This window comes from Sphingomonas parapaucimobilis NBRC 15100 (assembly GCF_000787715.1).
GTDB classification, from domain to species: domain Bacteria; phylum Pseudomonadota; class Alphaproteobacteria; order Sphingomonadales; family Sphingomonadaceae; genus Sphingomonas; species Sphingomonas parapaucimobilis.
Map to the genome: position 1 here is coordinate 40,357 of NZ_BBPI01000060.1, position 24,929 is coordinate 65,285.

Sequence of the window (24,929 nt, forward strand, 5' to 3'; positions counted from 1 at the left end):
AAGGGTTCAGGCGGCGATCTCGCCCTCGTCCTCGCCGTTCCAATAGCGGATGCGCTCGGCATGGACCCGGATCATCACCACGCCCGGCGTGTCGATGCCATCGGGGAAATAATGGTCCAGATCCTTGGTCCAGTGCGCCGCGAACTGCGCACGGTCCTGGATCAGCGCGGCGCGCCCCTCGATCGCGACGAACAGGGGCGGGCCACCCAGCATCCCGACCGCCCCGGTATAGCTGAGCGTCACCAGCGGCTGGGCCTGGATCTCGGCGACCTTGCGCGACTGGGCATAGGCAAAGAAATAGCTGTCGCCGTCATAATCGATATCGCCATTGTTGCTCATCGGCCGCGCCGTCATCGCCCCGGACGCACTCTGCGTCGCGAGCATCGCGAAATCGAGCCTGGCCATCTTCTTCGCCAGCTCAGGCAGCGTCATCTTCGCCATGCGATCATTCTCCCGGCAATGTCGCAGGCGATGGCGGAAAGCCAGATACCTGAAATTGCGTGGGTTCTTAACGGGCGAACGGCGATAGGGTTCATCAAGCCCGAAAGCGCATCGACGCGAGCGTCGGATGGCGGAAGAGGTGGGATTCGAACCCACGGATGGCTTGCACCATCGCCGGTTTTCAAGACCGGTGCCTTAAACCGCTCGGCCACTCTTCCGGGGTCGCGGTGGAAGGGGCCTCTACGCCAAGCCGCTGGCCGAATCCACTGTCGATTTGAGGGCGTGCCGCGCGGCTGGACGTGCCCGCCTTGCGGTGGTGCGAGGTTCCGGCTTCGGCGCGGCTATGGCACATAGGCATCCATGTGGGGGGACATTACCCGGCGCCTGAAGCGCCTCGCCATCGTGTCGATCTTTGCGGCTTCGGTCAGCGCGGCACCCGCCTGCGCGCAGGACGAGGCCGGGTTTCAGACCTATCTGCAACAGTTGCGCGGCACCGCGATGGCGCAAGGAGTCAGCCGCGCGACCCTGGACTCCGTGCTGCCGACGCTGACGCTGAATTCGCGGGTGATCGAGCTGGACCGGCGCCAGCCGGGCGGCCCGGCCAATAGCGGGTTCAGCCCCTTTGCCCCCTATAAGGCGGCGCATGTCGATGCCGCGCGCATCGGGCGGGGGCGGACCAAATATCTGGCGCAGCGCCCGCGCCTGTCGCGGATCGAGCGCGAGACGGGCGTGCCGGAATCGATCATGGTCGCGATCTGGGGGCATGAGACGAATTACGGCGCCTATACCGGCAATTTCGACCTGCTCCGCTCGCTGGCGAGCCTGGCCTATGAGGGACGGCGGCGGCCTCTGTTCGAGGGCGAGTTCATCGCCGCGCTGAAGATGATGGACCGCGGCGTGACCCGCGACCAGCTGAAGGGCAGCTGGGCCGGAGCGACCGGCAATCCGCAATTCCTGCCCTCCATCTATCTGCGGCTCGCGCGGGACGGCGATGGCGACGGGCGCGCCGATATCTGGAACAGCGAGGCGGATACGCTGGCCTCGATCGGCAATTATTTCGTCAATGCCGGGTGGCGCGCAGGGCAACCCTGGGGCTTTGCGGTGACCGTGCCCGCCGGGTTCGACCGTTCGATGGTGCGCAACCGGCTGGTCAGCCCGCGCTGCCCGCGCGTGTTCGAGCGGCATAGCGGCTGGCGGACGATCGCCGAGTGGCGCGCGATGGGCATCGTGCCGCAGGGTGCGGCCTGGCCCAATGACCAGGTGCTGGCGACGCTGATGGAGCCGGACGGGCAGGGGGCAACGGCCTATCTGCTGACCGGCAATTACCGGGTCATCCTGGATTACAATTGCTCGAACTTCTACGCGCTCTCGGTGGGGTTGCTGGCCGATGCGATTGCGGGCTGAGGCGATCGCGCTGCTGGCGCTGGCATTCGCCACGCCGGTCACGGCTGCCCCCGCCGAGGACGCGCCGCCGGTGCGCTACGGCAAATATGACGCCACCGGCCAGGCGAGCTGGTACGGGCATGAGCTGGCCGGGCGGCGCACCGCGACGGGCAAGCGCTTCGATCCCGATGACGTGATGATCGCGCACCGCACTTTGCCGCTCGAATCGATGGTCGAGGTGACGGATGTCGATACCGGGCGGGCGATCGTCGCGCGCGTCGGGGATCGCGGGCCGGGGCGGGCCGACCGGGTGGCGGATCTGTCGCTGGGCGCGGCCAAGCTGCTGGGTACGAACCGGCGCGCCGTCGCGCATATCCGGGTGCGCGCGCTGTCGCCGGGCGGCGACCGGCCGGGCCTGATCCTGGCGGGGGCGAGTGCCGTTCCGCCGGTCGCGCGCCCGATCGCGCTCGATCCCCAGGCCCGCTACCGTGTCCAGATCGCCAGTTTTTCCAGCCATGCGCGCGCCCAGGCGCTCGCCCTGCGCTTCACCGCCCGCGCGATCCCGGCCGGTCGCGTCTGGCGGGTGGAGCGCGCCGGACTGAATGCCGATTCCGCCAAAGCGCTGCGTGACGCGGCGGCCGAGGCGGGTTATGACGACGCCCGCATCCTGCATCAGGATTGACCTGTCGGCTCCCTTTGGTCACGGAACACCCATGAAGACCCTGTACGCATCTTTTGCCGCCCCGCTCGCCCTGGTCGCGATGGTCACCCCCTCGGTTGCCGCCGCGCCGCGGTTCGACACGCCCGCGCCGGTCGCCTTCATGAAGGACCTGTCCTCGGGCGCGATCCTGTTCCAGCGCGATGCCGATCGCCGGATGCCGCCCGCCTCGATGGCGAAGATGATGACGGTCTATGTCGCCTTCGACCTGGTCAAGAAGGGCCAGCTGAAGCTGACCGACATGGTCACGGTGCAGCCGGAGACGTGGAAGAAGTGGCACGGGCCGCAGGCCGGTTCGACCATGTTCCTGTCGCCGAACGAGCAGGTCAGCGTCGCCAACCTCCTCTACGGCATCGTCACCCTGTCGGGCAACGACGCGTGCGTCGTGCTGGCCGAGCATATCGCGGGCACCGAGCAGAATTTCACCGAGCGGATGAACCGCACCGCCAAGCAGATCGGCCTGAACAACAGCCATTTCGGTACGTCGAACGGCTGGCCGGACGGCGGCGTGACCTATGTCACCGCGCGCGACCTGGCCGACCTGGCCGAGCACACGATCCAGGACTTCCCGCAGCTCTACAAGCAATTCTATTCGCGCCGCGATTTCTCCTGGGGCAAGACCATGGGCGGCAACGCGATCACCCAGGCGAACCGCGACCCCCTGCTGGGCCGCGTCGCGGGTGCCGATGGCCTGAAGACGGGCCATACCGAAGAGGCGGGTTACGGCTTCACCGGATCGGCCGAGCAGAATGGTCGCCGTCTGGTGATGGTGATGGCGGGCCTGAACAGCTCCAACGCGCGTGCCGAGGAGTCGGTCAAGTTCATGAACTGGGGCTTCCGCGCGTGGCAGGCCAAGCCGGTCGTCGCCAAGGGCAAGAAGGTCGCCGATGCCGAGGTCCAGATGGGATCTTCGAGCAAGGTCGGCCTGGTCGCGCCGCGCCAGCTGACCGTGACGCTGCCCGCCGGACTGGACCCCGCGATCAGCGGCAAGGTCGTCTATCAGGGGCCGATCAAGGCGCCGATCAAGGCAGGCCAGCATATCGCCGATCTGGTCGTCACCTTGCCCGACATGCCCGCCCAGCGCCTGCCGCTGGTCGCGGACAAGGATGTCAACGAAGCGGGCTTTTTCGGTCGCGCCTGGGCCGGGCTGACCTCGTTCTTCGGTTGATCGCCTGACCATGCTGCCGGTCGGCAATGATGCAGCACAGGCCGCCTTTGCCGCCGCGCTGGGCGGAGCCAAGCTGCACCATGCCTGGCTGATCGCCGGGCCGGAGGGCGTGGGCAAGGCCAGTTTCGCGCGCGCGGCGGCCACGCGGCTGCTGGCGCGGGCGAGCGGGGCGGGGGCCTTGCCGCCCGGGCTTGTCGTGCCGGAGGATCATCCGACCGCCAGGCTGATGGCGGCGGGGTCGCATCCCGATTTCCGGGTCATGGCGCGGCTGCCCAAGGATGCCGAGAAACCGGATCAGGACCTTGCGCGGTCGATCACCATCGCGCAGGTCCGCACGCTGCAACCGATGTTCGCGACCGCGCCCGCCATGGGTCCGGCGCGGGTCGTCCTGATCGACGCGATCGACGATCTGGAGCGCGGCGGGGCCAATGCGCTGCTGAAGAATCTGGAAGAGCCGCCAGCGGGCACGGTCTTCCTGCTGGTCAGCCATGCGCCAGGACGGTTGTTGCCGACGATCCGTTCGCGCTGCCGGTTGTTGCGGTTCGAGCGGCTGTCCGACGCCGATGTCGCGCGCGTGCTGCGCCAGCAGCTGCCCGAAGCGGATGAGGGCGAGATCACCTCGCTGGTCGCGGTGGCGGACGGTGCGCCGGGCCGGGCACTGCGGTTTGCCGGGCTCAACATCGCCGGGCTGGACAGCGCGATCGCGCGGATCGCGGAGACGGGCGATCCCGGCAATGCCGAGCGGGTGAAGCTGGCCAAGTCGCTGGCGGGCAAGGCCTCGCAGGCGCGGTATGAGGCGTTTCTGGATCGCGTCCCTGCCTTTATCGCGGGCCGTGCGCGGGGGCGTTCGGGGCCGGGGTTGAAGGTGGCGCTCGATGCCTATGCCGCTTCGCAGGACCTTGCGGGGGCGGCGCGCGGGCTGTCACTCGATGCGCAAGGGACGGTGTTCGAGATGGCGGGGATCATCGCGACGTTGCGGTAGGATTGGGCGGTGAGGGTATCCCTTGGCCTTCGACTTCGCTCAGGCTGAACGGAAGTTGGAAAAGGCTACCCCCAAAACGCCGTTCAGGCTGAGCGAAGTCGAAGCCCACGCCCAGCCGCCAGCCAAAGAGCCGTTTACAGACCCACCCGCTCGAAATGCCCCGGCTCGAACCCTTCGATCGCCAGCGCCAGGATCCGTTCCGCCACCACCTCAGGCGCCTTCACCGAAGCCGGGTCTTCCCCCGGATAGGCCTTGGCCCGCATCTGCGTCCGCGTCGCGCCGGGGTCGACGATGGCGGTACGGATCGCGCTGATCTCGGACGTCTCGTCACCATAAGCGCCGAGCAGCGTCTCGAAGGCCGCCTTGGACGCGCCGTAAGCCCCCCAATAAGCTCGCGGCTTGCGACCGACCGAGGAGGTGACGCCGATCACCCGCGCAGCCTTCGAACGGCGCAGCAGCGGGTCGAAGGCCGCGATCATCGCCGCCTGCGCGCTGACGTTCAGGGTCAGGACGCGCGCAAATTCCTTGGCGTCGATCGCGGGCACGGCGGCCAGCGAACCCAGCATCCCGGCGTTCAGGACCAGCACGTCGAGCGCCTTCCAGCGCTCGCCGATCGCCGTCGCAAGCCGCCCGATCGCCTCATTTTCGGCCAGGTCGAGCGGCGCGATGGTGGCCGACCCCCCGGCGTTGAAGATCGTCTCCTCGACCTCTTCCAATCCCTTGGGGGTGCGCGCGGTCAGGACGACATGCGCGCCCGCCGCGCCCAGTGCGATGGCGGTCGCCGCGCCGATGCCCCGGCTGGCACCCGTGACCAGCGCCAGCTTGCCGTCGAGCGCACCCGCCATCAGGCGACCCGCTCGGCCAGCATCGCGAACTGGTCGACCGACGCGGTTTCGTCATGGTCGGTCAGCGTCGTCGGATAGTCGCCGGTGAAGCAGGCGTCGCAATAGCTGGGTTTGTCGCCGCGCGAGGCGTTCAACGCCTTGTACAGCCCTTCGATCGACACGAAGGACAGGCTGTCGGCATGGATGAAGTCGGTCATGCCGCCCAGGTCCAGCTTGGCCGCAAGCAGCTTGGCACGCTCCGGCGTGTCGACGCCGTAGAAGCAGGAATGGCGCGTCGGCGGCGAGGCGATGCGCATGTGGACCTCCGCCGCGCCCGCTTCGCGCATCATCTGCACGATCTTCAGGCTGGTGGTGCCGCGCACGATCGAGTCGTCGACCAGGATGATCCGCTTGCCCTGGATCAGCGCGCGATTGGCATTGTGCTTCAGCTTGACGCCCAGATGGCGAACCTTGTCGCCCGGCTGGATGAAGGTCCGGCCGACATAGTGCGAGCGGATGATGCCCAGCTCGAACGGAATGCCCGAAGCCTGCGCATAGCCGATTGCGGCGGGGACGCCCGAATCGGGGACCGGGATGACCAGATCGGCCTCGACCGGCGACTCATGGGCCAGCTGTGCGCCGATTTCCTTGCGCACCGAATAGACCGACTGGTCGCCTGCGATCGAATCGGGGCGGCTGAAATAGACCCATTCGAAGATGCACGGACGCGGGTCGACCGCCTGGAAGGGACGGATCGAGCGAATCTCGGTGCCCTGCACGATGACCAGCTCGCCCGGCTCGACCGCGCGTTCGAAGGTCGCGCCGCACACGTCGAGCGCCACCGTCTCCGATGCGAAGATCACCGCGCCGTCCAGGCGACCCATGACCAGCGGACGGATGCCCAGCGGGTCGCGGCACGCGATCATGCCCTCGGGCGTCATCACGATCAGCGCATAGCCGCCCTCGACCTGCTTCAGCGCGTCGATGAAGCGGTCGAGCAGCGTGCGGTAGTTGGAGGTCGCGACCAGATGAATGATCGTCTCGGTATCGCTGGTCGACTGGAAGATCGAACCGCGACGCACGAGTTCGCGACGCAGCTTCATCGCATTGGAAATATTGCCGTTATGCGCGATGGCGAAGCCGCCGGTCGACAGATCGGCATAAAGCGGCTGGACGTTGCGCAGCGAGGTGTCGCCAGTCGTCGAATAGCGGACATGGCCGCAGGCGACGTCGCCCGGCAGGCCACGGATCACGTCGTCACGGTCGAAATTGCCCGCGACATGCCCCATCGCGCGGTGGGTATGGAACAGCGTGCCGTCGAAGCTGGTGATGCCCGCTGCTTCCTGCCCGCGATGCTGGAGCGCATGTAGGCCGAGCGCGGTCAGCGCCGCCGCGCCATCGGCGCCGGTCACACCGAAAATACCGCACTCCTCGCGGAGTTTGTCGTCGTCGAAGGGGTTGGTGGTCAGCATGGGAGAGGCGCTCGCAACGTTCGCAACTAAGGGGCAGACGGGGCGCATATAGGAACGTCGTCCGCGTTTGTCGCCTGTTTGTCATCGTTAGCGGGATCATTTTCGGCAAGACCGCGTTTCGCAGCCGAAAGCAGGAGATGTCATATGGCACGCGACCACGGCGCCCAGATCAAGGATGACGCCCTGTATGAGGAGCTGCGCAAGCAGGGCCAATCCAAGGAAAAAGCGGCCCGTATCGCCAATGCCAGGGCAAAGGGCACGCTGGAGCATAAATCGACCCGTCTGGAGGATCGCACCAAGGACGATCTGATGGCCGAGGCGCGCAAGATCGGGATCGCGGGCCGGTCGAAGATGCGCAAGTCGGAATTGATCGAGGCGATTCGCGGTCACGGGTGATGGAGGGGCGTCATCGTTCGTAGCGGATGACTTCGACGCCATTCCGTTCTAACCCCGCCGCATGGCCGACCACCGCGACACCGGGCTGACGCTCGACCCCAAATTCGACGCCCATGGCTTGCTGACCGCGATCGTGACCGATCGGACGTCCGGCGAGTTGCTGATGGTGGCGCATATGAATGCCGAGGCGCTGGAGGCTACGCGAACGACCGGCGACGCGCATTTCTGGTCGCGCAGCCGTGGGCGGCTTTGGAAGAAGGGCGAAAGCTCTAACAATGTGCTGCGCGTGGTCGAGCTGCGGATCGACTGCGACCAGGACGCGATCTGGCTGATCTGCGATCCGGCCGGTCCGGCCTGTCACACCGGCGCGCGCAGTTGCTTCTATCGTCGGATCGAGGGCGACGGGCTGGCACCGGTCGCGTGATCCGGCGGGCGAGTGCGCTGGCGTCCCTGTTGCTGCTGGCCGCCTGTGGGCAAGCGGGGGAGGGCGGGGACGACAAGGCGGGCGAAAGGCTGGAAGCGGCGAGCATCGCCGCCGGGCTGGTCGCCGATCCGGCGGCTGCGCCGCTGGACGGTATCTGGTCGCGGGACACGGATCGCATGTGCATCCTGCCGGCCGGCACGGGTCCGGCCCGCCGGGTCGGCGTGATGCTGGATTATGGCGAGGGGCAGGGCTGCACCGCCATCGGCACCATGGAGCGATCGGGTGCGGCGTTGAAGCTGACGCTCGGTGCATGTCGCTTTACCGCGCGGTTCGACGGCGATGCCATCCAGTTCCCCGCGACATTGCCCTCCACCTGCAATGCCTTCTGCACCGGCCGGGCTACGCTCTCGGCGCTGAATGTCGAACGGATCAGCGCCTCGGTCGCCGAGGCGCGGACCCTGCGCAGTGCGAACGGCACCGCGCTTTGTGCCGATTGACGTTCACGTAAACGGTATTTAGCCTCAACTGTCATGACCCAGGTCGCCGCCTCCGCCGAACCGCTGCCCAGCGTCGATCGCGACGATTATTCGATCACCGAGCTGTGCAGCGAATTCGGCGTCACCGCCCGTGCGCTGCGCTTCTATGAGGATGAGGGGCTGATCTCGCCGCAGCGGCGGGGCACGCAGCGTATCTATTCGCAACGGGACCGCGCGCGGCTTGCCTGGATCCTGCGGGGCAAGCGGGTCGGGTTCAGTCTGGCCGATATTCGCGAGATGATCGACCTGTACGATCTGGGCGATGGCCGCCGCCTTCAGCGCGAGGTGACGCTGGAACGCTGCACCGCCAAGATCGAGGCGCTTCAGGCGCAGAAGCGGGATATCGATGCGGCGATCGCCGAGCTGACCGAGTTCGTCGCGCTGGTCGAATCGCACCGGGATTAGGAAGACGCGCGTCGCTCTAAGCGATGAATCGCCCTTTCTGCCCATCCTGGCGAAGGCCGGGATCCAGTTGGGGTGAGGTCAGTGAGCCACTCCCTCGTTTTGCGACTGGACCCCGGCCTTCGCCGGGGTGGACGTAAATTTTAAGGCAGGAGAAGCTTATAGCGGCGGAGTTTTGGGTTTGGGCTCGGCCGGTGGCGTGCTAGCGCGACGGACGCCGGTCAGTTCGCCGGTGGGAGTCGGCGTCGGGCTGGGCTGCGGCGTGGGAGCGGCCAACGGGACGATGGCGGTCGACATGCGCTTCATGCAGCGTGGCCCCTTGAACGCCGGATAGACGCCGCAATTCCATAGGGTCCGTTCCAGTCCGATCCCGGCGTTGCGGAAATAGCTGAACGCCATCGTCTCCATCTGGGCCTGGTTGAGCGGCACCGAGGAGGCGGTTGCAGCGGCGTCGCGCCAGGCCATGACCGTGCAATCCTTGCGCGCCCCGCACAGGCTCGTCGCCAGCGCCGGGAAGCCGTCCGGCGAGAGTTCGGCTGGCAGGGTGATGAGGAAGGTGTCGGGCTCGCTGGCCAGTGGCGTCATGGTTCCCGTCGCGACGGCCCCTTCGGCCAGCGCGGCCCCGGCATCGGCGCTGGCATCGGTCCCTGCCCGATGCGCGGGCGAGAAGGCCGCCAGCTGGGTGATGACCGGCTCACCCGCCAGCATGTGCCGGTTGAAGGCAGGCGGCGTGCCCCACCAGCCGGACCAGCGGAAGAACAAATGGCTGCCGACCCGCGCCACCTTGTCCAGGCTCGCCTGCCAATAGGGCACGACCCAATCGGTATGATAATGGGTCGAATGGCCGACCGCCGGGAAGACCTTGCCGTTCAACGCCATCGCCGCGATCTGGCGGGCGCGGGTCCAGGCGGCTTCGGGCGGCTGCCACTTGGTCAGCGCGCCGTCGCAGGTGAAGGTGAACTGACAGCCGGTGCTGCGCTCCTGCCCCTCGAAGACCACGCTGCAGACCGTCTTGGGAAAGGCGGGATGGCGAAGCCGGTTGAGCACGACCTGCGCCACGGCCTGTTCGCCCCTGGCGTCGTCGCCCGCTTCGTACAGCACGCCCGCCGCCAGACAGTCGAGCGCCCGCGCCTTGTCCTCTGCCGATCCGCGATAGAGGAAGGGCCGGGCGGCCGGGTTGGGATCGGCCGAGAAGGGCACGCCCGCATTATAGGCGCGCGCCTCGTCCGGGCTCATGTCGACGAACGCGACCGGCTCGACCGGGGGCAGCTCGGCGGGCGGGACGACGCGCGGCGCCGGTCGCGCCCGCTGGGCCGACCCATGCCGGATGCGGGGAATGTCGGGCGCGTTCGCCACGAGCAAGGCCGGTACGACGCTGGCCGTACCGGCGATAGCGAACAAGACCGCGCGGATGCCGCCGCGCGGCCGGGACGTGTCGCTCACTGTTCGGGCAGGAAGTCCGGCACCGACAGGTAACGCTCGCCCGTGTCATAGTTGAAGCCCAGGACGCGGGTGCCATCGGGCAGGTCGGGCAGCTTTTGGAGGATCGCGGCTAGCGTCGCACCCGACGAAATGCCGACGAGGATACCCTCTTCGGTCGCCGAGCGGCGCGCCATGTCCTTGGCGACATTGGCATCGACCTCGATCACGCCGTCGATCGCCTGGGTGTGGAGATTGGCGGGGATGAAGCCTGCGCCGATGCCCTGGATCGGGTGCGGGCCGGGCTGGCCACCCTGGATGACGGGCGAGGCGGCGGGCTCGACCGCATAGACCTTCAGGCCGGGCCATTCCTTCTTCAACGTCTCGGCGACGCCGGTGATATGGCCGCCGGTGCCCACGCCGGTAATGATGACGTCGATCGGCGAATCGCGGAAGTCGGTCAGGATTTCCTGCGCGGTCGTGCGGACATGGACGTCGATATTGGCCGGGTTCTCGAACTGCTGGGGCATCCAGGCGCCGGGCGTCTCGCGCACGATCTCCAGCGCGCGTTCGATCGCGCCCTTCATGCCCTTTTCACGCGGCGTCAGGTCGAAGGTCGCGCCGTAGGCCAGCATCAGGCGGCGGCGCTCGATCGACATGGATTCGGGCATGACCAGGATCAGCTTGTATCCCTTGACCGCCGCGACCATCGCCAGGCCGACGCCGGTATTGCCGCTGGTCGGCTCGACGATGGTGCCGCCGGGCTTCAGGTCGCCCTTGGCCTCCGCAGCCTCAATCATCGCGAGGGCGATGCGGTCCTTGATCGAGCCGCCGGGATTGGAGCGTTCCGATTTGATCCAGACCTCCGATCCGGGGAACAGCCGCTGGAGCTTGATGTGCGGCGTATTGCCGATCGTTTCCAGGATGGTGTTGGCCTTCATGGCTTGGCTTCTCCGTGGCTAGGTTCGGTGCTGAGGATTTCAGGCGGATCAAAGGTTCGCGCGCGCCGGAGTTCCGGGAACAGCCGCGACCAGAGCAGGGTGACGCCGATCGCGCCCAGCCCGCCGAACACGACCGCGCCGACCGGGCCGAGGATCGAGGCCATGACCCCGCTCTCGAACTCCCCCAGTTCGTTGGACGCCGAGATGGTCAGCTGCGACACCGCGCTCACCCGCCCCCGCATCGCGTCGGGGGTGTGGAGCTGGATCAGCGACTGGCGGACGTAGACCGACACCATGTCCGCACCGCCCGCAACGATCAGCGCGATCAGGCTGAGCAGGAAGGCGGGATGGATGAAAACAGCAACGCCGTTCACCGCCAGGGTTCCGGTATCCAGGCCCAGCGCGCCGGTGATCTGGCTGGCGACGCCGAAGGTCAGGATCGACAGGCCGAACACGACCACGGCGATCAGCATCTTGACCCCGACATTCTGCGTCATCGGCCTGAACGAGAACCAGATCGCGGTAGTGGCCGCCCCGATCCCCATGCCCGCCGCCAGCACGCCCAGACCCTGCGATCCGACATGCAGGATGTCACGCGCATAGACCGGCAGCAGCGAGGTCGCGCCCGCCAGCAGCACCGCGAACAGGTCGAGCGTGATCGCCGCCTGCACCAGCCGGTTGCGGCGGACATAGCTGAACCCCTCGACGATTCGGGTCAGCGGGCGGCGGTCGGTCTGGGCGGGCGGCTGCGGCACCGGGCCGATCAGGAAGATGCAGAACAGGGCGACGGCAAAGAGCAGGGTCGCGACGCCATAAGCGAACTCGGGATGCACGGCATAGAGCAGGCCGCCGACGCTGGGACCCGCGATGGTCCCCACCTGCCACGCGATCGAGCTGACCGCGATGGCGGTCGGCAGGCTTTCGCGCGGCACCAGATTGGGGGCGAGCGAGGAATAGGCCGGTCCCGAAAACGCCCTCGCGATGCCGAAGGCGACGGCGGCGGTGAACAGCGCGCCCAGCGTCAGATGCCCGGACCAGGTGAGGAACCAGAGCGATGCGGCGGTCAGGACGAGCAGCGCGGTCGTCGCCCGCACGATCCAGCGCCGGTCGACGCTGTCGGCGACCAGTCCGGTGATCGGGGTCAGCAGGAACAGCGGCACGAACTGCGCGAACCCGATCATGCCCAGCATGAAGGCGGCCTGCCGCACGTCCATCGTCTCGCGGGCAAGATTATAGACCTGCCAGCCGATCACGATCGACATGGCGGAGACGGCGATGGTCCCGCTGAACCGCGACAGCCAATAGCTGCGGAAATTGGCGATGCGGAACGGGTGTTGGGGTCTATCCATAATCGGCCAGCGTTGTAGGCTGCGGTTCGCCGACAAGGCAACCGAGGCAAAGCTATTCCTCCCTAAATTCCTGCTGTCACGATGGGAATTAAGAGGGGGAATTGAGTTTCATGACAAAGCACGCCAATAGGCGTCCATCCTTCCCTAACGGAAACAAAGGTGTTCCCGACTGTGGCAAAAGCTCCAAGCCGTACCAGCGAGCCCCCCATCCCCAATCGGGAGCGTCCCGCCGAACCGCAACCGTTCCAGGCTACCAAGGAACAGTTGCTGGATTTCTACAAGCAGATGCTCCTGATCCGCCGCTTCGAAGAAAAGGCGGGTCAGCTTTACGGCCTCGGCCTGATCGGCGGTTTCTGCCACCTGTATATCGGCCAGGAGGCCGTGGCGGTTGGTCTTCAGTCGGCGCTCGACGGCGACAAGGATTCGGTGATCACCGGATATCGCGACCATGGCCACATGCTGGCTTACGGCATCGATCCCAAGGTCATCATGGCCGAGCTTACGGGGCGTGCCGCCGGCATCTCCAAGGGCAAGGGCGGGTCGATGCACATGTTCTCGACCGAGCATAAATTCTATGGCGGCCACGGCATCGTGGGCGCGCAGGTGTCGCTGGGCACCGGCCTGGCGTTCGGGCACAAGTATAGCAATGACGGCGGCGTCTGCCTCGCCTATTTCGGCGACGGCGCGGCCAATCAGGGCCAGGTGTACGAGAGCTTCAACATGGCCGAGCTGTGGAAGCTCCCGATCATCTTCGTGATCGAGAACAACCAGTATGCCATGGGCACCGCGGTCAACCGCGCCTCGTCCGAGGACCAGCTGTATCGCCGTGGCGAGAGCTTCCGCATCCCCGGCATCCAGGTCGACGGCATGGACGTGCTGGCCTGTCGTGGTGCGGCCGAAGAGGCGCTGGCCTGGGTCCGTGCGGGCAAGGGCCCGGTCATCCTGGAGATGAAGACCTATCGCTATCGCGGTCACTCCATGTCCGACCCCGCCAAGTATCGCAGCCGCGAGGAAGTGCAGGGCGTGCGCGACAAGTCCGATCCGATCGATCATGTGAAGCGTCTGCTCGAAGAGCAGGGCGTGACCGAGGCCGACCTGAAGGTCCTGGAGCAGGATATCCGCAAGCAGGTCAACGAAGCGGCGGACTTCGCCGAGCAGACCCCCGAGCCGGATGCGGCTGAACTCTACACTGAAGTGCTGGTGGAGCGTTACTAAGATGGCGATCGAGATCAAGATGCCGGCCCTTTCGCCGACGATGGAAGAGGGCACGCTCGCCAAGTGGCTCGTGAAGGAAGGCGATACGGTCAAGTCCGGCGACATCATGGCCGAGATCGAAACCGACAAGGCGACGATGGAATTCGAAGCCGTGGATGAAGGCGTGATCGCCAAGATCCTGGTCGCCGAGGGCACCGACAATGTGAAGGTCGGCACCGCCATCGCGCTGCTGGCCGAAGAGGGCGAGGACGTCGCGTCCGCCGCCGCGTCGGGCTCGCGTTCGGGCGATGCGGCCAATGCCGCGCCCAAGAACGAGGCGACCGACCACAATGCGCCGCCGATGCCGGAAGGCGCGGCGGCCGCCGAGCAGGAAAGCGGCACGCAGAAGCTGGTCGCCGCCGCCGAGCAGGAAGCGCCCGCCTCGCCGGAAATCCCGGAAGGCACCGAGATGATGAAGCTCACCGTCCGCGAAGCGCTGCGCGACGCGATGGCCGAGGAAATGCGTGCCGACGACCGCGTCTTCGTGATGGGCGAGGAAGTCGCCCAGTATCAGGGCGCGTACAAGGTCACGCAGGGCCTGCTGGACGAGTTCGGCGACCGCCGCGTGATCGACACGCCGATCACCGAATATGGCTTTGCCGGCGTCGGCACGGGTGCCGCCATGGGCGGCCTGCGCCCGGTCATCGAGTTCATGACGTTCAATTTCGCCATGCAGGCGATCGATCACATCATCAATTCGGCCGCCAAGACCAACTATATGTCCGGTGGCCAGATGCGCTGCCCGATCGTGTTCCGTGGTCCCAACGGTGCCGCCAGCCGCGTCGGCGCGCAGCACTCGCAGAATTATGGCCCGTGGTATGCTTCGGTCCCCGGCTTGATCGTGATCGCGCCCTATGATGCGGCCGATGCCAAGGGCCTGTTGAAGGCGGCGATCCGTTCGGAAGACCCGGTCGTGTTCCTCGAAAACGAGCTGATGTACGGCCGTTCGTTCGACGTGCCCAAGATGGATGATTTCGTCCTGCCGATCGGCAAGGCGCGGATCATGCGCGAAGGCAAGGACGTGACGCTGGTCTCCTACTCGATCGGTGTGGGCGTCGCGCTCGAAGCCGCCGAGAAGCTGGCCGCCGAGGGCATCGATGCGGAGGTCATCGACCTGCGCACCCTGCGTCCGCTCGACACGAAGACCGTCCTGAAGTCGCTCGCCAAGACCAACCGCTTGGTCGTGGTCGAGGAGGGTTGGCCCACCTGCTCGATCGCGTCGGAAATCACCGCCGTGGTGATGGAAGAAGGTTTTGACGACCTCGACGCGCCGGTGCTGCGCGTGACCAACGAGGACGTGCCGCTGCCTTATGCCGCCAACCTCGAAAAGCTGGCGCTGGTCGACGCGAACAAGGTCGTCGCGGCGGTCAAGAAGGTCACCTATCGCGGCTAAGCCGTGGGGTAACCTTGCGAAATGAAGGGGGCCTTCCGGGAAACCGGGAGGCCCTTTTTCATGGGGCCTAGCTGTGCGAAGGGCAGGGGATGATCGATGCTGCCACCATTCCGTCGTCCGCCATCGAAGCGGTCATGCGCGAACAGGCGCTCGCGGTGGGCTATGCGCCAGCCTCGGCGCGGGACGGGTTCGCGGCGCTGCTCGATCTGGACCATCAGCTTGCGTCGATCCTGCAAAGCACGACCGAGCCGATGATCGGCCAGATGCGGCTGACTTGGTGGTATGAGGCGCTGGAGAAGCTCGACCACGCGCCCGCGCCCGCGCATCCGGTATTGCAGCGGCTGGCGGACTCGGTCCTGCCCGGCGGCGTCCGGGGGGCGGACCTCGCGCCGATGATCGAGGGGTGGGAAGCACTTCTCGATGATGCCGAGGCGCTGGATGACGAGCGCATCGCGCGTCATGCCGAGGCGCGCGGGGGCGTGTTGTTTGCAAGTGTCGGGCGGTTGCTGGGGCAATCGGGGACGGCGCCGCTGGGGGAGGGATGGGCGAAGGCCGATCTAGCGCAGCATGTTTCCGATGAAGCGACCCGCACGCGAATCGGGGTTGCGGCCCTATTGGATTTGGACGCGATACTGGCGTCGAAATCACCCAAGCCGGTTCGGGGTTTGAGTGGATTGGCCATCCTGGCCCGCGAAAGCCTGTGCCACCCGGATCGCTTGCCGGGCCACCCGATGCGCGCCGCGCGATTGGCGTGGCATGGTCTGACGGGGCGCTGACGCCCTTTGCCCAAAGCCGTACCCCGGCGGAGGCCGGGGTCCAGTCGCACTATAGTAGCGATTGCCCCTGACGATTGCCTCCCCCGCCCCGTTATGCCGCGCCACCAGCGGTATGGAGACTGGACCCCGGCCTTCGCCGGGGTACGCCCGAGGTGCGGCAGGGGCCAGCAAGCCCGTTCAGCCTGAGCCAAGTCGAAGGCCAAGGGAATCGCCTTGCCGCCTGCGCCTAACCCCGGTTAACCATAGTCCGTCTGACGGGGGAGACGAAGATGTGGCGCTATCTGGCCGGTGGCTTGGGCACGCTCATACTGGTGGGGGCAGGGCTGTTCCTGTGGGGAAGCCGACCCGACACACCATCCCCGCTTCCCGCCGCAAGCGCGGCGACAGCGGCCTCTCCGCAAACCGCCGAGGACGACGCGCCCTTACCCGAAGCCTCCGCCCGCACCCGCGAGCAGAAGCGCTTCGACCGCTACGACAAGGACCGCGACGGCAACATCACCCGCGAGGAATATCTCGCCGCACGGCGCAAGGCCTATGCCAAGCTGGACCGCGACGGCGACGGCGAGCTGTCGTTCGACGAATGGGCGATCAAGGCCACGACCAAGTTCGCCACCGCCGACCGTGACAAATCCGGCGCGATGAACGCGACCGAGTTCGCCACCACCGCCGTCAAGCGTCGACCGGCTGTTCCGCGGGGCTGTCCGCCGGGGCAAAAGGCACAGGCTGAGGCACCGGAGGCGGCCCCGGCGGAAGAGAGTTGAGCCAGCCGGGCAGCGCCTCGCGCGCGCGGTCGGTGTACATGCGCTTGCGGTCGGCCTTCTTGGTCCGGCCGGGGATGGGCGGGAACAGGCCGAAATTGACGTTCATCGGCTGATAGGTCTCGGCCTCGGCCAGTCCGGTGATGTGGCCCAGCAGCGCGCCAAGGGCGGTTTCGACCGGCGGCGGGGCGATGGTCTTCCCCGTCAGCTCGGCAGCGGCGAACCGCCCGGCCAGCAGGCCGATCGCCGCACTCTCGATATAGCCCTCGCACCCCGTGATCTGGCCCGCGAAGCGCAGGTTCGGCCGCGACTTCAGCCGCAGCGTCGCGTCGAGCAGTTCGGGCGAACGGATGAAGGTGTTGCGATGCAGGCCACCCAGCCGCGCGAACTCGGCCTTCTCCAGCCCCGGAATGGTGCGGAAGATGCGGATCTGCTCGGCATATTTCAGCTTGGTCTGGAAACCGACGATGTTCCACAGCGTGCCCGCCGCGTTATCCTGCCGCAGCTGGACGACGGCATAGGGCCAGCGTCCGGTGCGCGGATCGTCCAGGCCGACGCCCTTCATCGGCCCGAAGCGCAGCGTCTCGACACCGCGCTCGGCCATCACCTCGACCGGCATACAGCCGTCGAAATAGGGCGTATCCTTCTCCCACTCGCGAAACTCGGTCTTCTCACCGTCGAGCAGCGCCTGATGGAAGGCGTAATATTGCTCCTTGTCCATCGGGCAGTTGATGTAATCCTTGCCCGTGCCCTTGTTCCAGCGGCTCTGGAACCAGGCGACGTCCATGTCGATCGACTCGCGGTGGACGATGGGGGCAATGGCGTCGAAAAAGGCCAGCGCCTCCGCGCCGGTCGCCTCGCCGATCCCGCCCGCCAGCGAGGGTGCGGTCAGGGGGCCGGTGGCGATGATCGCAGGACCCTCGGGCAAGGCGTCGATCCGCTCGCGCACGATGGTGATGTTGGGATGCGCCGAAAGCGCCGCCGTCACCCCGCCCGAAAAACCGTCGCGATCGACCGCCAGTGCGGACCCGGCGGGCACGGCATGGACATCGCCCTTGGCCATGATGATCGAACCGAGCGCGCGCATCTCCTGATGCAGCAGACCGACCGCGTTGGAAGTCGCGTCGTCAGAGCGGAAGGAGTTGGAGCAGACCAGCTCCGCCAGGTCGCCGCCATGATGGGCAGGCGTCGTGTCCGCGCCGCCGCGCATTTCGGACAGGCGCACCTTCAGCCCGGCCTCGGCCAGCTGCCACGCGGCTTCCGATCCGGCCAGCCCGCCACCGATCACATGAATGTCATAAGTCATCGGTCGGCCTTAAACCCGGACGGTCCCGGTTGGAAGGACTTGGCTTGCGGGACGCGGCTCCCCATTTCGGGCGTGATGACCACCATCTTCACCATCGGCTATGAGGGCGCGACCGTCGACGGCTTCCTTGCGACGCTGAAAACGGCGGGGGTCGAGCGGCTGATCGATGTCCGTGCGCTGCCTTTGTCGCGGCGGCCGGGCTTCTCCAAATCGCCGCTCGCAGCCGCGTTGAAGGAGGTCGGGATCGACTATGTCCATCTGAAGGATCTGGGCACGCCCAAACGCGGGCGCGATGCGGCGAAGAAGGGCGATGTCGGCACGCTGCGCGAGGTTTATGATGACCAGCTGGCCCTGCCCGAGGCGCAGGCCGCGGCCGCGCGAATGCTCGACCTGGCAGAAGAGAAGCCCAGCGCGCTGCTATGCTATGAGCGCGATCCCTGTCATTGCCACCGGACGCTGTTGCTGGAAGCGGTGGGGGAGGGGATGACCGTCGTCGATCTCTACGTCTGATCCGTCAGAGGACGGATGCGACGAAGGCGTCGGTGCGGTCGCGCAAGCTGCCGATATTGCTTTCCAGCGCCTGGGCCAGGGTCAGCAGCGATCCGGCATCCCGGTCGATCCGGCTCGCGTCCTGCTGCAACTGATGCACCTGCTGGCCCACGCGATGCGCGGAGGCGACCGACTGGTCGACGCTGGCGGCGATGCCGGTCGTCGCGAAGCCCTGCGCCGCCACCGCTTCGTCGATGGATTGCGAGATGGCGCCGATGGTGTCGACCGCCCTGTTGAGCTGGGCCTGTTCGGCGACGAGCGCATGGAGGTTCCCCTTCGCCTCGCCCATATTGCGGGCAGCGTCGCGTGCCGCCTCGCGCGTCTGCCCGGCCAGCGCCTTTACCTCATGCGCGACGACGGCGAAGCCGCGCCCGGCCTCGCCAGCGCGCGCCGCCTCGATCGCGGCGTTGAGGGCGAGGAGATTGGTCCGTGCCGCCACGGCTTCGATCAACGCCAGGAGCGCATCGATCGTCGTCGCGCTGGCCGCCAGCGCATCGGCCCGCTGGTCGGTCGCCGCGATGCGGTGGCGCACGTCCTCGCGGATCGTGCGGGACCGGTCCATGTCGCGGGTAATGGCGGCAAAGGCGCTGGCAAGCCCGTGCCCGCGCGCCGCGATGTCGCTGAGCGCGGAGCCGGTATCGGCCATCGCCTCCGTCATGCGATCCGCGCCCCCCTGCGTCTCCCCGGCATAGCGGGCGAGGTCGCTGGCCATCCCGCCCATCTCGGCGGTGGCGCGCAGCAGTTCCTCCGACAGGGCGGCGATGTCGGCGGTGAAGGCCCGCGCGGCCTTGTCGATGCGCCCCGCCCGCGCCATGCGCTCCTGCGCCAGCGCCATCTGCGCATCGGCGGCCAGCCGGGCGATCCGCGCGGCGTCGAGCAGGCCGGTGAACACCCCCTTGCGGGTCAGGATCAGCGCGTCGGGCGCGCCCCAATCGGCATGAAGCGCCAGCTTTTCGGCCAGGGGCGCATCCTCCTCGCAACTGGGATGCGCACGGATATAGGCGGTCAGGCTGGCGCCGAAATCCGGATTGTGGAGCAGGGCGTGCCCGAACGGGTTGTAGAGCAACCCCTTCACGTCGCGTTCGGTAATCGCCCCCACCGGCCGCCTTTCGGTATCGAGCACGGGCAGCAGCCGCATGTCGGGGCATTGCCGGAACAGGGCGATGGCATCGATCAGCGACGCATCCGCCCCGATGGCCGGGCTTTCCGCACGTTCGGACCAGGAAGAGAAGGCGGGCGGCTTCATCACGGTACGCCATAGGACAAGACCGTAAACACGCCGTGATAGATTTATGACGTTTCGGTTACGGAACGGTATCGGTCAAACCGATAGCGGGATTATCCCGCCACCGGCAGACGGACCGTGCCGTCGTCGTCGCGCTTCAACGGTCCATAGGCGATCACCGCCGTCAGCGGCAGGTCGGCATAGAGATGCGGGAAGAGTTGACCGCCCCGGCTCTCTTCCCACTTCACCGCTTCGCCCATCGCTTCCAGATCGACGGCTGCGACGTGCAGGTCACTCTGTCCCGCGAAGTGCTTGTCCACCGTCTCGGTCAGCTGGCCGGCGGTGGAGAGGTGGATATAGCCATCGGCCAGATCCACCGGGGCGCCCGCAAAGACGCCCCCCTGCTCCAACACCGCCATCTGATCGGCGGTCAGCACCTTGTAGGCGGTAGCGGGATGGCTCATTCTCCATCCTCCGGTCCGGCGGCCAGATTCTCGCCGATAACCGCATCCGGCTCGGGTGCGATCTCGGGAGTGCCCTCGGCCAGGTTCATCTCGGCATCCTCCTCGGTTTCCTCGATGCGTGCGGCCGAGACGACATGCTCGCCCGGTGCCACGTTGAAGAGCCGCAGGCCCGCCGAGCCGCGCCCGATGACACGAAGCGACGCCAGCGACATGCGGATCAGCTTGGCCTGGTCGGTCACCAGCATCAGCTGATGCCCCTTGGACGCCGGGAAGCTGGCGACGACATCGCCGTTACGGGCGATATTGTCGATATTGGTGATGCCCTGACCACCGCGACCCGTGCGGCGATATTCATAGGCCGACGACAGCTTGCCATAGCCATTGGCGCAGACGGTCAGGATGAACTGCTCGCAATTGCGCAATTCTTCATACCGTTCGACCGACAGCTCCGGCTCGCCTTCCTTCTCGCCCTTCCAGGGGGCGAAGCGCAAGTACGCCTCACGCTCCTCCTGGGTGGTGCCGACCCGGTGCAGGACCGAGAGCGAGATAACTTCGTCCTCGCCCTTCAGCGCGATGCCGCGCACGCCGGTCGAGGTACGGCTCTGGAATTCGCGCACATCGTCCGCCGCAAAGCGGATCGCACGGCCGCAGCGGGTGGCGAGCAGCACGTCGTCCCCAGCACCGAGCAGCGCGACGCCAATCAACCGGTCCTCGCTGCCCTCCTCGAAGCGCATCGCGATCTTGCCGTTCGAGGGCACGTTGGTGAACGCATCCATCGAGTTGCGGCGCACTGCGCCCTTGGCGGTGGCAAACATGACGTGCAGGGCACCCCATTCCGCCTCGTCTTCGGGCAGCGGCAATACGGTCGAGATGACCTCGCCCGGTGCCAGCGGCAGCAGGTTGACCATCGGCCGCCCACGCGTCGCCGGGCCGCCCTCGGGCAGGCGCCACACCTTGTAGCGATAGACCTTGCCATGGTTCGAGAAGAACAGGACCGGCGTGTGGGTGCTGGTCACGAACAGCTCGGTGACGACGTCCTCGTCCTTGGTCGCCATGCCCGAGCGGCCCTTGCCGCCGCGATTCTGCGCGCGGAAGGCATCGAGCGGCGTGCGCTTGATATAGCCCTGCATGGTCACGGTGACGACCATGTCCTCACGCTCGATCAGGTCCTCGTCGTCGATGCCATCGGCGGCGGCGGCGATTTCCGAGCGGCGCGGGGTCGCGAACTGGTCGCGGATCGCCACCAGCTCGCCGCGCATGACCTCGTACAGCTTCACGCGGTTGGCGAGGATCTCGAGCAGCTCGGTGATCGAGTCCGCCAGTCCCTTCAACTCGTCGCCGATTTCGTCGCGGCCCAGCGCGGTCAGGCGGTGCAGGCGCAGGTCCAGGATCGCGCGGACCTGCGTCTCCGACAGGCGATAGGTGTCGCCAAAGCCTTCATGCTCGACCGCTTCCACCAGTCGGATATATTGGGCGATCTCGGCGATCGGCCATTCGCGGGCAAGCAAGGCTTCGCGCGCGGCGACCGGCGAGGCCGAGCCACGGATGATCCGCACCACCTCGTCCAGATTCGTCACCGCGATGACGAGGCCCAGCAAGATGTGCGCCCGCTCGCGTGCCTTGGCCAGCTCGAACTTGGAGCGGCGGGTGATGACCTGCTCGCGGAACTGGACGAAGGCCTGGATGATGTCGCGCAGGTTCAGCAGCTCGGGGCGGCCGCCGCGAATGGCGAGCATGTTGGCCGGGAAGCTGGTCTGCGCCGGAGTGTGCCGCCACAGCTGGTTGAGCACGACTTCCGGGGTCGCGTCCCGCTTCAGGTCGATGACGATGCGAACGCCTTCGCGGTTCGATTCGTCGCGAATGTCGCTGATCCCCTCGATCCGCTTTTCCTTGGCGGCCTCGGCGATTTTTTCGACAAGGGCATTCTTGCCCTGCTGATAGGGGATTTCGGTGAGGACGATGGCCCGGCGGTCGCCGCGCATCTCCTCGATCTCGTGGCGCGAGCGCACGATGATCGAACCGCGCCCGGTCTGGTAGGCCGAGCGCGCGCCCGAGCGGCCCAGGATCAGCGCGCCCGTGGGAAAGTCGGGGGCGGGAACGATCTCGTTTAGTTCCTCGACCGTGATCGCGCCGTTTTCCATATAGGCCAGGCAGGCATTGACTACCTCGCCCAGATTGTGCGGCGGGATGTTGGTCGCCATGCCGACCGCGATACCGCCGGCACCGTTGACCAGCAGGTTCGGGTACTGGGCGGGCAAGACCGAGGGTTCGCGCTCCGAGCCGTCATAGTTCGGCTGGAAGTCGACCGTGTCCTTGTCGAGATCGTCGAGCAGCGAATTGGCCACCTTGGCCAGACGCGCTTCGGTGTAACGCATCGCGGCGGGCGGATCGGGGTCCATCGAGCCGAAATTGCCCTGACCGTCGATCAGCGGCACCCGCATCGACCAGTCCTGCGCCATGCGGGCCAGCGCGTCGTAGATCGCGCTGTCGCCGTGCGGGTGGTACTTACCCATCACGTCGCCGACGATACGCGCCGACTTGCGATAGGGCTTGCCCGCGACGAAGCCGCTTTCGGCGGCCGAATAGAGGATACGGCGATGGACCGGCTTCAGGCCGTCGCGCACGTCGGGCAGCGCGCGCGCCACGATCACGCTCATCGCATAGTCGAGATAGCTCGACTTCATCTCGTCGACGATGGAGATCGTCGAAATATCGGAAGGTTCCGCGAGGGTCGTCTCGTCGGCCAAAGTCTGTTGCTTTCCGGCTTGATGGTCAGATGGGAATTGTCGTTCCTAGCCCAGCGGAAAGCGCCTGACCACCCCCGCCCGCCCCATTCGCGAGCGGCCAGTCGGGAGGACCGGTGGAGACGTGGGACGGGGCGGCGGGGGCAGGCCCGACGGAATGTGCTCCCCCCTCGGCAGCATGTTCGCGGGACTTTGGAGGCGCTGGCCGCCGACGGGAGTAAACGGCGGCCAGCCCGGTTCTTATGGGATTTCAGGCGTTTCGGCTGAATGTCTCGGATGTTACGATGTTGTAATCTGAATGATAATCAGGGCTTTGTGATCCTCCCCGGTACGGGGAGGGGGACCATGCGAAGCATGGTGGAGGGGGCGTGCCGCTGGGGGCGTCCAATGAGGAAGCCCCCCTCCGTCAGGCCTCCGGCCTGCCACCTCCCCGTACCGGGGAGGATCGTCAGGGCTGAACCTCTTTCCCCTCCCAGTCGAACAGCTTGCCGCTGTCGGGTGCCTTCAGTCCATCGATGACGTCGAGCAGCTGGACCGCCGCGCGGTCGGGGGCGAACAGGCCGCCGGGGCGGACATTGCCCTGGAACGGCCGGGACAGCGCGGTATCGACGGTGCCGGGATGCAGCGCGACGATGATCGAGCGGTCGTTGCGCCGCTTATGCTCGATCGCCAGCGTGCGAACCAACTGGTTGAGCGCCGCCTTCGACGCGCGATAGCCGTACCAGCCGCCCATCCGGTTGTCGGAGATCGACCCGACCCGCGCCGACAGCACGGCGAACAGCGTCTTGCCGGTGCGCGGCATCAGCGGCAGCAGATGCTTGGCGACCAGCGCGGGGCCGATTGCGTTGACCGCGAAATTGCGCGCCAGCCATTCGGGCGAAAGCTGGTCGATCGCCTTTTCCGGTCCCCGCTCGCCGTCGTGGAGCAGGCCGGTGGCGACGATCACCAGTTCGGGGGCGGGGCCTTTGCCGATCCGTTCGGCGGCGGCGGCGATGCTGGCCTCGTCCTCGATATCGATATGGCCCTCGCCCTGGCTCGACCGGGCGAGGCGCGTGACGCTCACGCCTTCTTCCTCCAGCGCATCGGCCATCGCCAGGCCGATCCCGCCCGAGGCACCGACGACGATCGCCCGCTTCCACTCGCTCATCGCACAAATCTCCATTGGCTCGGCGTGCTTGCCTCGGCATCGAACGCATAACCGTCGCTATCGAACCCGCGCATCGCATCGGTTTCGGTGACGTGATGTTCGATCATCCAGCGCGCCATCGCGCCACGCGCTTTCTTTGCGTGGAAGCTGACGAAACGGTCGCCCTCGCGGAAATCGACCGCGATGACCCGGATGGCGGCGGGCAGCTTGCCCTCGACCGCGTGCCAATATTCCTGGCTGGCAAGGTTCAGGACGGTGCCGGAACCCTCCGCCTCGACCTCCTGGGTCAGCCGCTCGGCGATGCGGTCGCCCCACCAGTCGGTCAGCTTGCCACCACCCGGCGCCCAGCGCGTGCCCATTTCCAGCCGATAGGGGCGCATCGCGTCCAGCGGACGGAGCAGGCCGTAAAGGCCCGACAGCATCCGCAGATGACCTTGCGAGAACAGGACAGCCGGCACGTCGAGCGACTTGGCCTCCAGCCCGGTATAGACGTCGCCCGCAAAGGCGAACATCGCAGGCCGCTCCGGCGCGGTGGCGAAATCGCGGAAGCGATCTGCGTTCAGTTGCGCCAGCGCGGGAGAGATCCGCATCAGCGAGGCGAGCTTTTCCTCGCCCAGCCCGGAGGCTGCCTTGGCCAGCGTCTGCGCCTCTTCGGCGAAATGGGGCGCGGTCGGCGCGAGGTCGGGCAGGGGGCTCTGATAGTCGAGCGTCTTGGCGGGGGAGATGACGGCGATCATGCCGTGCGCGCTAGCGTCGGGAGCGTTCGCGTTCAATCCGCGTTCAGCGGTTGTTGGATAGAGGGGGCATCCATCAATCGCTCTGCTTGAACGGGACGCGCGCTGTCCCTATCAAGCCTGC

General features: G+C 66.9%; 25 protein-coding genes and 1 tRNA gene. 13 read left to right on the top strand and 13 right to left on the bottom strand.

Annotation, left to right across the window (positions count from 1 at the left end):
• Window positions 1–6: 6 nt before the first annotated feature.
• On the bottom strand, window positions 7–441 hold the full coding sequence (locus SP5_RS10085) for a pyridoxamine 5'-phosphate oxidase family protein (protein ID WP_042487837.1): 435 nt from the start codon (window positions 439–441) through the stop codon (window positions 7–9).
• A gap of 128 nt (window positions 442–569) precedes the next feature.
• Window positions 570–659, bottom strand: a tRNA-Ser gene (locus SP5_RS10090).
• A gap of 142 nt (window positions 660–801) precedes the next feature.
• On the opposite strand from SP5_RS10090, the gene SP5_RS10095 reads away from it, so the two are divergent.
• Genes SP5_RS10095 through SP5_RS10110 form a run of 4 tightly spaced genes read left to right on the top strand, consistent with a single transcriptional unit; the run spans window position 802 to window position 4,692 of the window.
• On the top strand, window positions 802–1,845 hold the full coding sequence (locus SP5_RS10095) for a lytic murein transglycosylase (RefSeq protein WP_042487842.1): 1,044 nt from the start codon (window positions 802–804) through the stop codon (window positions 1,843–1,845).
• Complete coding sequence (locus tag SP5_RS10100) at window positions 1,829–2,506, top strand: septal ring lytic transglycosylase RlpA family protein (protein WP_084220646.1); 678 nt, start codon at window positions 1,829–1,831, stop codon at window positions 2,504–2,506. Before SP5_RS10095 ends, SP5_RS10100 begins: the two co-directional genes overlap by 17 nt.
• A 31-nt stretch (window positions 2,507–2,537) precedes the next feature.
• Window positions 2,538–3,710, top strand: coding sequence for a D-alanyl-D-alanine carboxypeptidase family protein (locus tag SP5_RS10105; RefSeq protein ID WP_042487845.1), 1,173 nt, complete (start codon window positions 2,538–2,540; stop codon window positions 3,708–3,710).
• 10 nt (window positions 3,711–3,720) lie between these two features.
• Entirely contained in the window at window positions 3,721–4,692 is a 972-nt protein-coding gene (locus SP5_RS10110; RefSeq protein ID WP_042487848.1) for a DNA polymerase III delta subunit-related protein, read from the top strand.
• A gap of 134 nt (window positions 4,693–4,826) precedes the next feature.
• Here SP5_RS10110 and SP5_RS10115 read toward each other — a convergent pair whose 3' ends face one another.
• Together SP5_RS10115 and purF are read right to left on the bottom strand one after the other, a co-directional pair.
• Window positions 4,827–5,537 (bottom strand): SDR family NAD(P)-dependent oxidoreductase, encoded by a 711-nt coding sequence (locus SP5_RS10115; protein ID WP_042487850.1) that lies wholly within the window; start codon window positions 5,535–5,537, stop codon window positions 4,827–4,829.
• A complete protein-coding gene (purF, locus tag SP5_RS10120) occupies window positions 5,537–6,988 on the bottom strand; it encodes an amidophosphoribosyltransferase (RefSeq protein ID WP_174435530.1) in 1,452 nt (483 codons plus the stop codon). Before purF ends, SP5_RS10115 begins: the two co-directional genes overlap by 1 nt.
• 144 nt (window positions 6,989–7,132) lie before the next feature.
• Between purF and SP5_RS10125 the strand changes: the two genes are divergently transcribed.
• The 4 genes from SP5_RS10125 to SP5_RS10140 all read left to right on the top strand — a co-directional run bounded on the left by SP5_RS10125 (window position 7,133) and on the right by SP5_RS10140 (window position 8,749).
• Window positions 7,133–7,384: a DUF7218 family protein gene (locus SP5_RS10125; protein ID WP_042487855.1), complete on the top strand. Its 252-nt coding sequence runs from the start codon at window positions 7,133–7,135 to the stop codon at window positions 7,382–7,384.
• A 61-nt stretch (window positions 7,385–7,445) separates the two neighbouring features.
• On the top strand, window positions 7,446–7,808 hold the full coding sequence (gene hisI / locus SP5_RS10130; RefSeq protein WP_042487857.1) for a phosphoribosyl-AMP cyclohydrolase: 363 nt from the start codon (window positions 7,446–7,448) through the stop codon (window positions 7,806–7,808).
• Window positions 7,805–8,305, top strand: coding sequence for a hypothetical protein (locus tag SP5_RS10135; RefSeq protein WP_241823742.1), 501 nt, complete (start codon window positions 7,805–7,807; stop codon window positions 8,303–8,305). The genes hisI and SP5_RS10135 overlap by 4 nt, the downstream gene beginning before the upstream one ends.
• 33 nt (window positions 8,306–8,338) lie before the next feature.
• Entirely contained in the window at window positions 8,339–8,749 is a 411-nt protein-coding gene (locus SP5_RS10140) for a MerR family transcriptional regulator (RefSeq protein ID WP_042487859.1), read from the top strand.
• 156 nt (window positions 8,750–8,905) lie between these two features.
• On the opposite strand, the gene SP5_RS10145 is transcribed toward SP5_RS10140, so the two are convergent.
• Genes SP5_RS10145 through SP5_RS10155 form a run of 3 tightly spaced genes read right to left on the bottom strand, consistent with a single transcriptional unit; the run spans window position 8,906 to window position 12,455 of the window.
• A complete protein-coding gene (locus tag SP5_RS10145) occupies window positions 8,906–10,189 on the bottom strand; it encodes a cell wall hydrolase (protein WP_084220647.1) in 1,284 nt (427 codons plus the stop codon).
• Window positions 10,186–11,106 (bottom strand): cysteine synthase A, encoded by a 921-nt coding sequence (gene cysK, locus SP5_RS10150; protein WP_042487861.1) that lies wholly within the window; start codon window positions 11,104–11,106, stop codon window positions 10,186–10,188. The genes SP5_RS10145 and cysK overlap by 4 nt, the downstream gene beginning before the upstream one ends.
• Window positions 11,103–12,455 carry an MFS transporter gene (locus SP5_RS10155; protein WP_042487863.1) on the bottom strand — a complete coding sequence of 451 codons (1,353 nt, stop codon included), beginning with the start codon at window positions 12,453–12,455 and terminating at the stop codon, window positions 11,103–11,105. The genes cysK and SP5_RS10155 overlap by 4 nt, the downstream gene beginning before the upstream one ends.
• 171 nt (window positions 12,456–12,626) lie before the next feature.
• Between SP5_RS10155 and pdhA the strand changes: the two genes are divergently transcribed.
• The 4 genes from pdhA (at window position 12,627) to SP5_RS10175 (ending at window position 16,639) form a co-directional block, all read left to right on the top strand.
• Window positions 12,627–13,670, top strand: a complete 1,044-nt coding sequence (gene pdhA / locus SP5_RS10160) for a pyruvate dehydrogenase (acetyl-transferring) E1 component subunit alpha (protein ID WP_042487867.1) — start codon at window positions 12,627–12,629, stop codon at window positions 13,668–13,670.
• Between the two features lies 1 nt (window position 13,671).
• A complete protein-coding gene (locus tag SP5_RS10165) occupies window positions 13,672–15,102 on the top strand; it encodes a pyruvate dehydrogenase complex E1 component subunit beta (RefSeq protein ID WP_042487870.1) in 1,431 nt (476 codons plus the stop codon).
• An 89-nt stretch (window positions 15,103–15,191) separates the two neighbouring features.
• The gene (locus SP5_RS10170; protein ID WP_052811486.1) at window positions 15,192–15,878 is read left to right on the top strand and encodes a squalene/phytoene synthase family protein; all 687 of its coding nucleotides are present in this window, start codon (window positions 15,192–15,194) and stop codon (window positions 15,876–15,878) included.
• 269 nt (window positions 15,879–16,147) lie between these two features.
• Window positions 16,148–16,639 (top strand): EF-hand domain-containing protein, encoded by a 492-nt coding sequence (locus SP5_RS10175; RefSeq protein ID WP_042487874.1) that lies wholly within the window; start codon window positions 16,148–16,150, stop codon window positions 16,637–16,639.
• Here the strand turns inward: SP5_RS10175 and trmFO are convergent.
• Window positions 16,548–17,942, bottom strand: a complete 1,395-nt coding sequence (gene trmFO / locus SP5_RS10180; protein ID WP_042487875.1) for a methylenetetrahydrofolate--tRNA-(uracil(54)-C(5))-methyltransferase (FADH(2)-oxidizing) TrmFO — start codon at window positions 17,940–17,942, stop codon at window positions 16,548–16,550. The genes SP5_RS10175 and trmFO overlap by 92 nt on opposite strands.
• 75 nt (window positions 17,943–18,017) lie before the next feature.
• Here trmFO and SP5_RS10185 point away from each other — a divergent pair, with 75 nt between their 5' ends.
• The gene (locus SP5_RS10185) at window positions 18,018–18,452 is read left to right on the top strand and encodes a DUF488 domain-containing protein (RefSeq protein ID WP_042487878.1); all 435 of its coding nucleotides are present in this window, start codon (window positions 18,018–18,020) and stop codon (window positions 18,450–18,452) included.
• Window positions 18,453–18,456: 4 nt separating this feature from the next.
• On the opposite strand, the gene SP5_RS10190 is transcribed toward SP5_RS10185, so the two are convergent.
• From SP5_RS10190 to SP5_RS10210, 5 genes are all read right to left on the bottom strand, one after another.
• The gene (locus tag SP5_RS10190) at window positions 18,457–19,737 is read right to left on the bottom strand and encodes a methyl-accepting chemotaxis protein (RefSeq protein ID WP_052811487.1); all 1,281 of its coding nucleotides are present in this window, start codon (window positions 19,735–19,737) and stop codon (window positions 18,457–18,459) included.
• Between the two features lie 92 nt (window positions 19,738–19,829).
• Window positions 19,830–20,180, bottom strand: a complete 351-nt coding sequence (locus SP5_RS10195; RefSeq protein ID WP_042487881.1) for a DUF952 domain-containing protein — start codon at window positions 20,178–20,180, stop codon at window positions 19,830–19,832.
• A complete protein-coding gene (gene gyrA / locus SP5_RS10200) occupies window positions 20,177–22,927 on the bottom strand; it encodes a DNA gyrase subunit A (protein WP_042487884.1) in 2,751 nt (916 codons plus the stop codon). Before gyrA ends, SP5_RS10195 begins: the two co-directional genes overlap by 4 nt.
• Window positions 22,928–23,372: 445 nt before the next feature.
• The gene (locus tag SP5_RS10205; protein WP_042487886.1) at window positions 23,373–24,071 is read right to left on the bottom strand and encodes an SDR family NAD(P)-dependent oxidoreductase; all 699 of its coding nucleotides are present in this window, start codon (window positions 24,069–24,071) and stop codon (window positions 23,373–23,375) included.
• Window positions 24,068–24,808, bottom strand: a complete 741-nt coding sequence (locus SP5_RS10210; protein ID WP_042487889.1) for a YaaA family protein — start codon at window positions 24,806–24,808, stop codon at window positions 24,068–24,070. Before SP5_RS10210 ends, SP5_RS10205 begins: the two co-directional genes overlap by 4 nt.
• Between the last annotated feature and the right edge of the window lie 121 nt (window positions 24,809–24,929).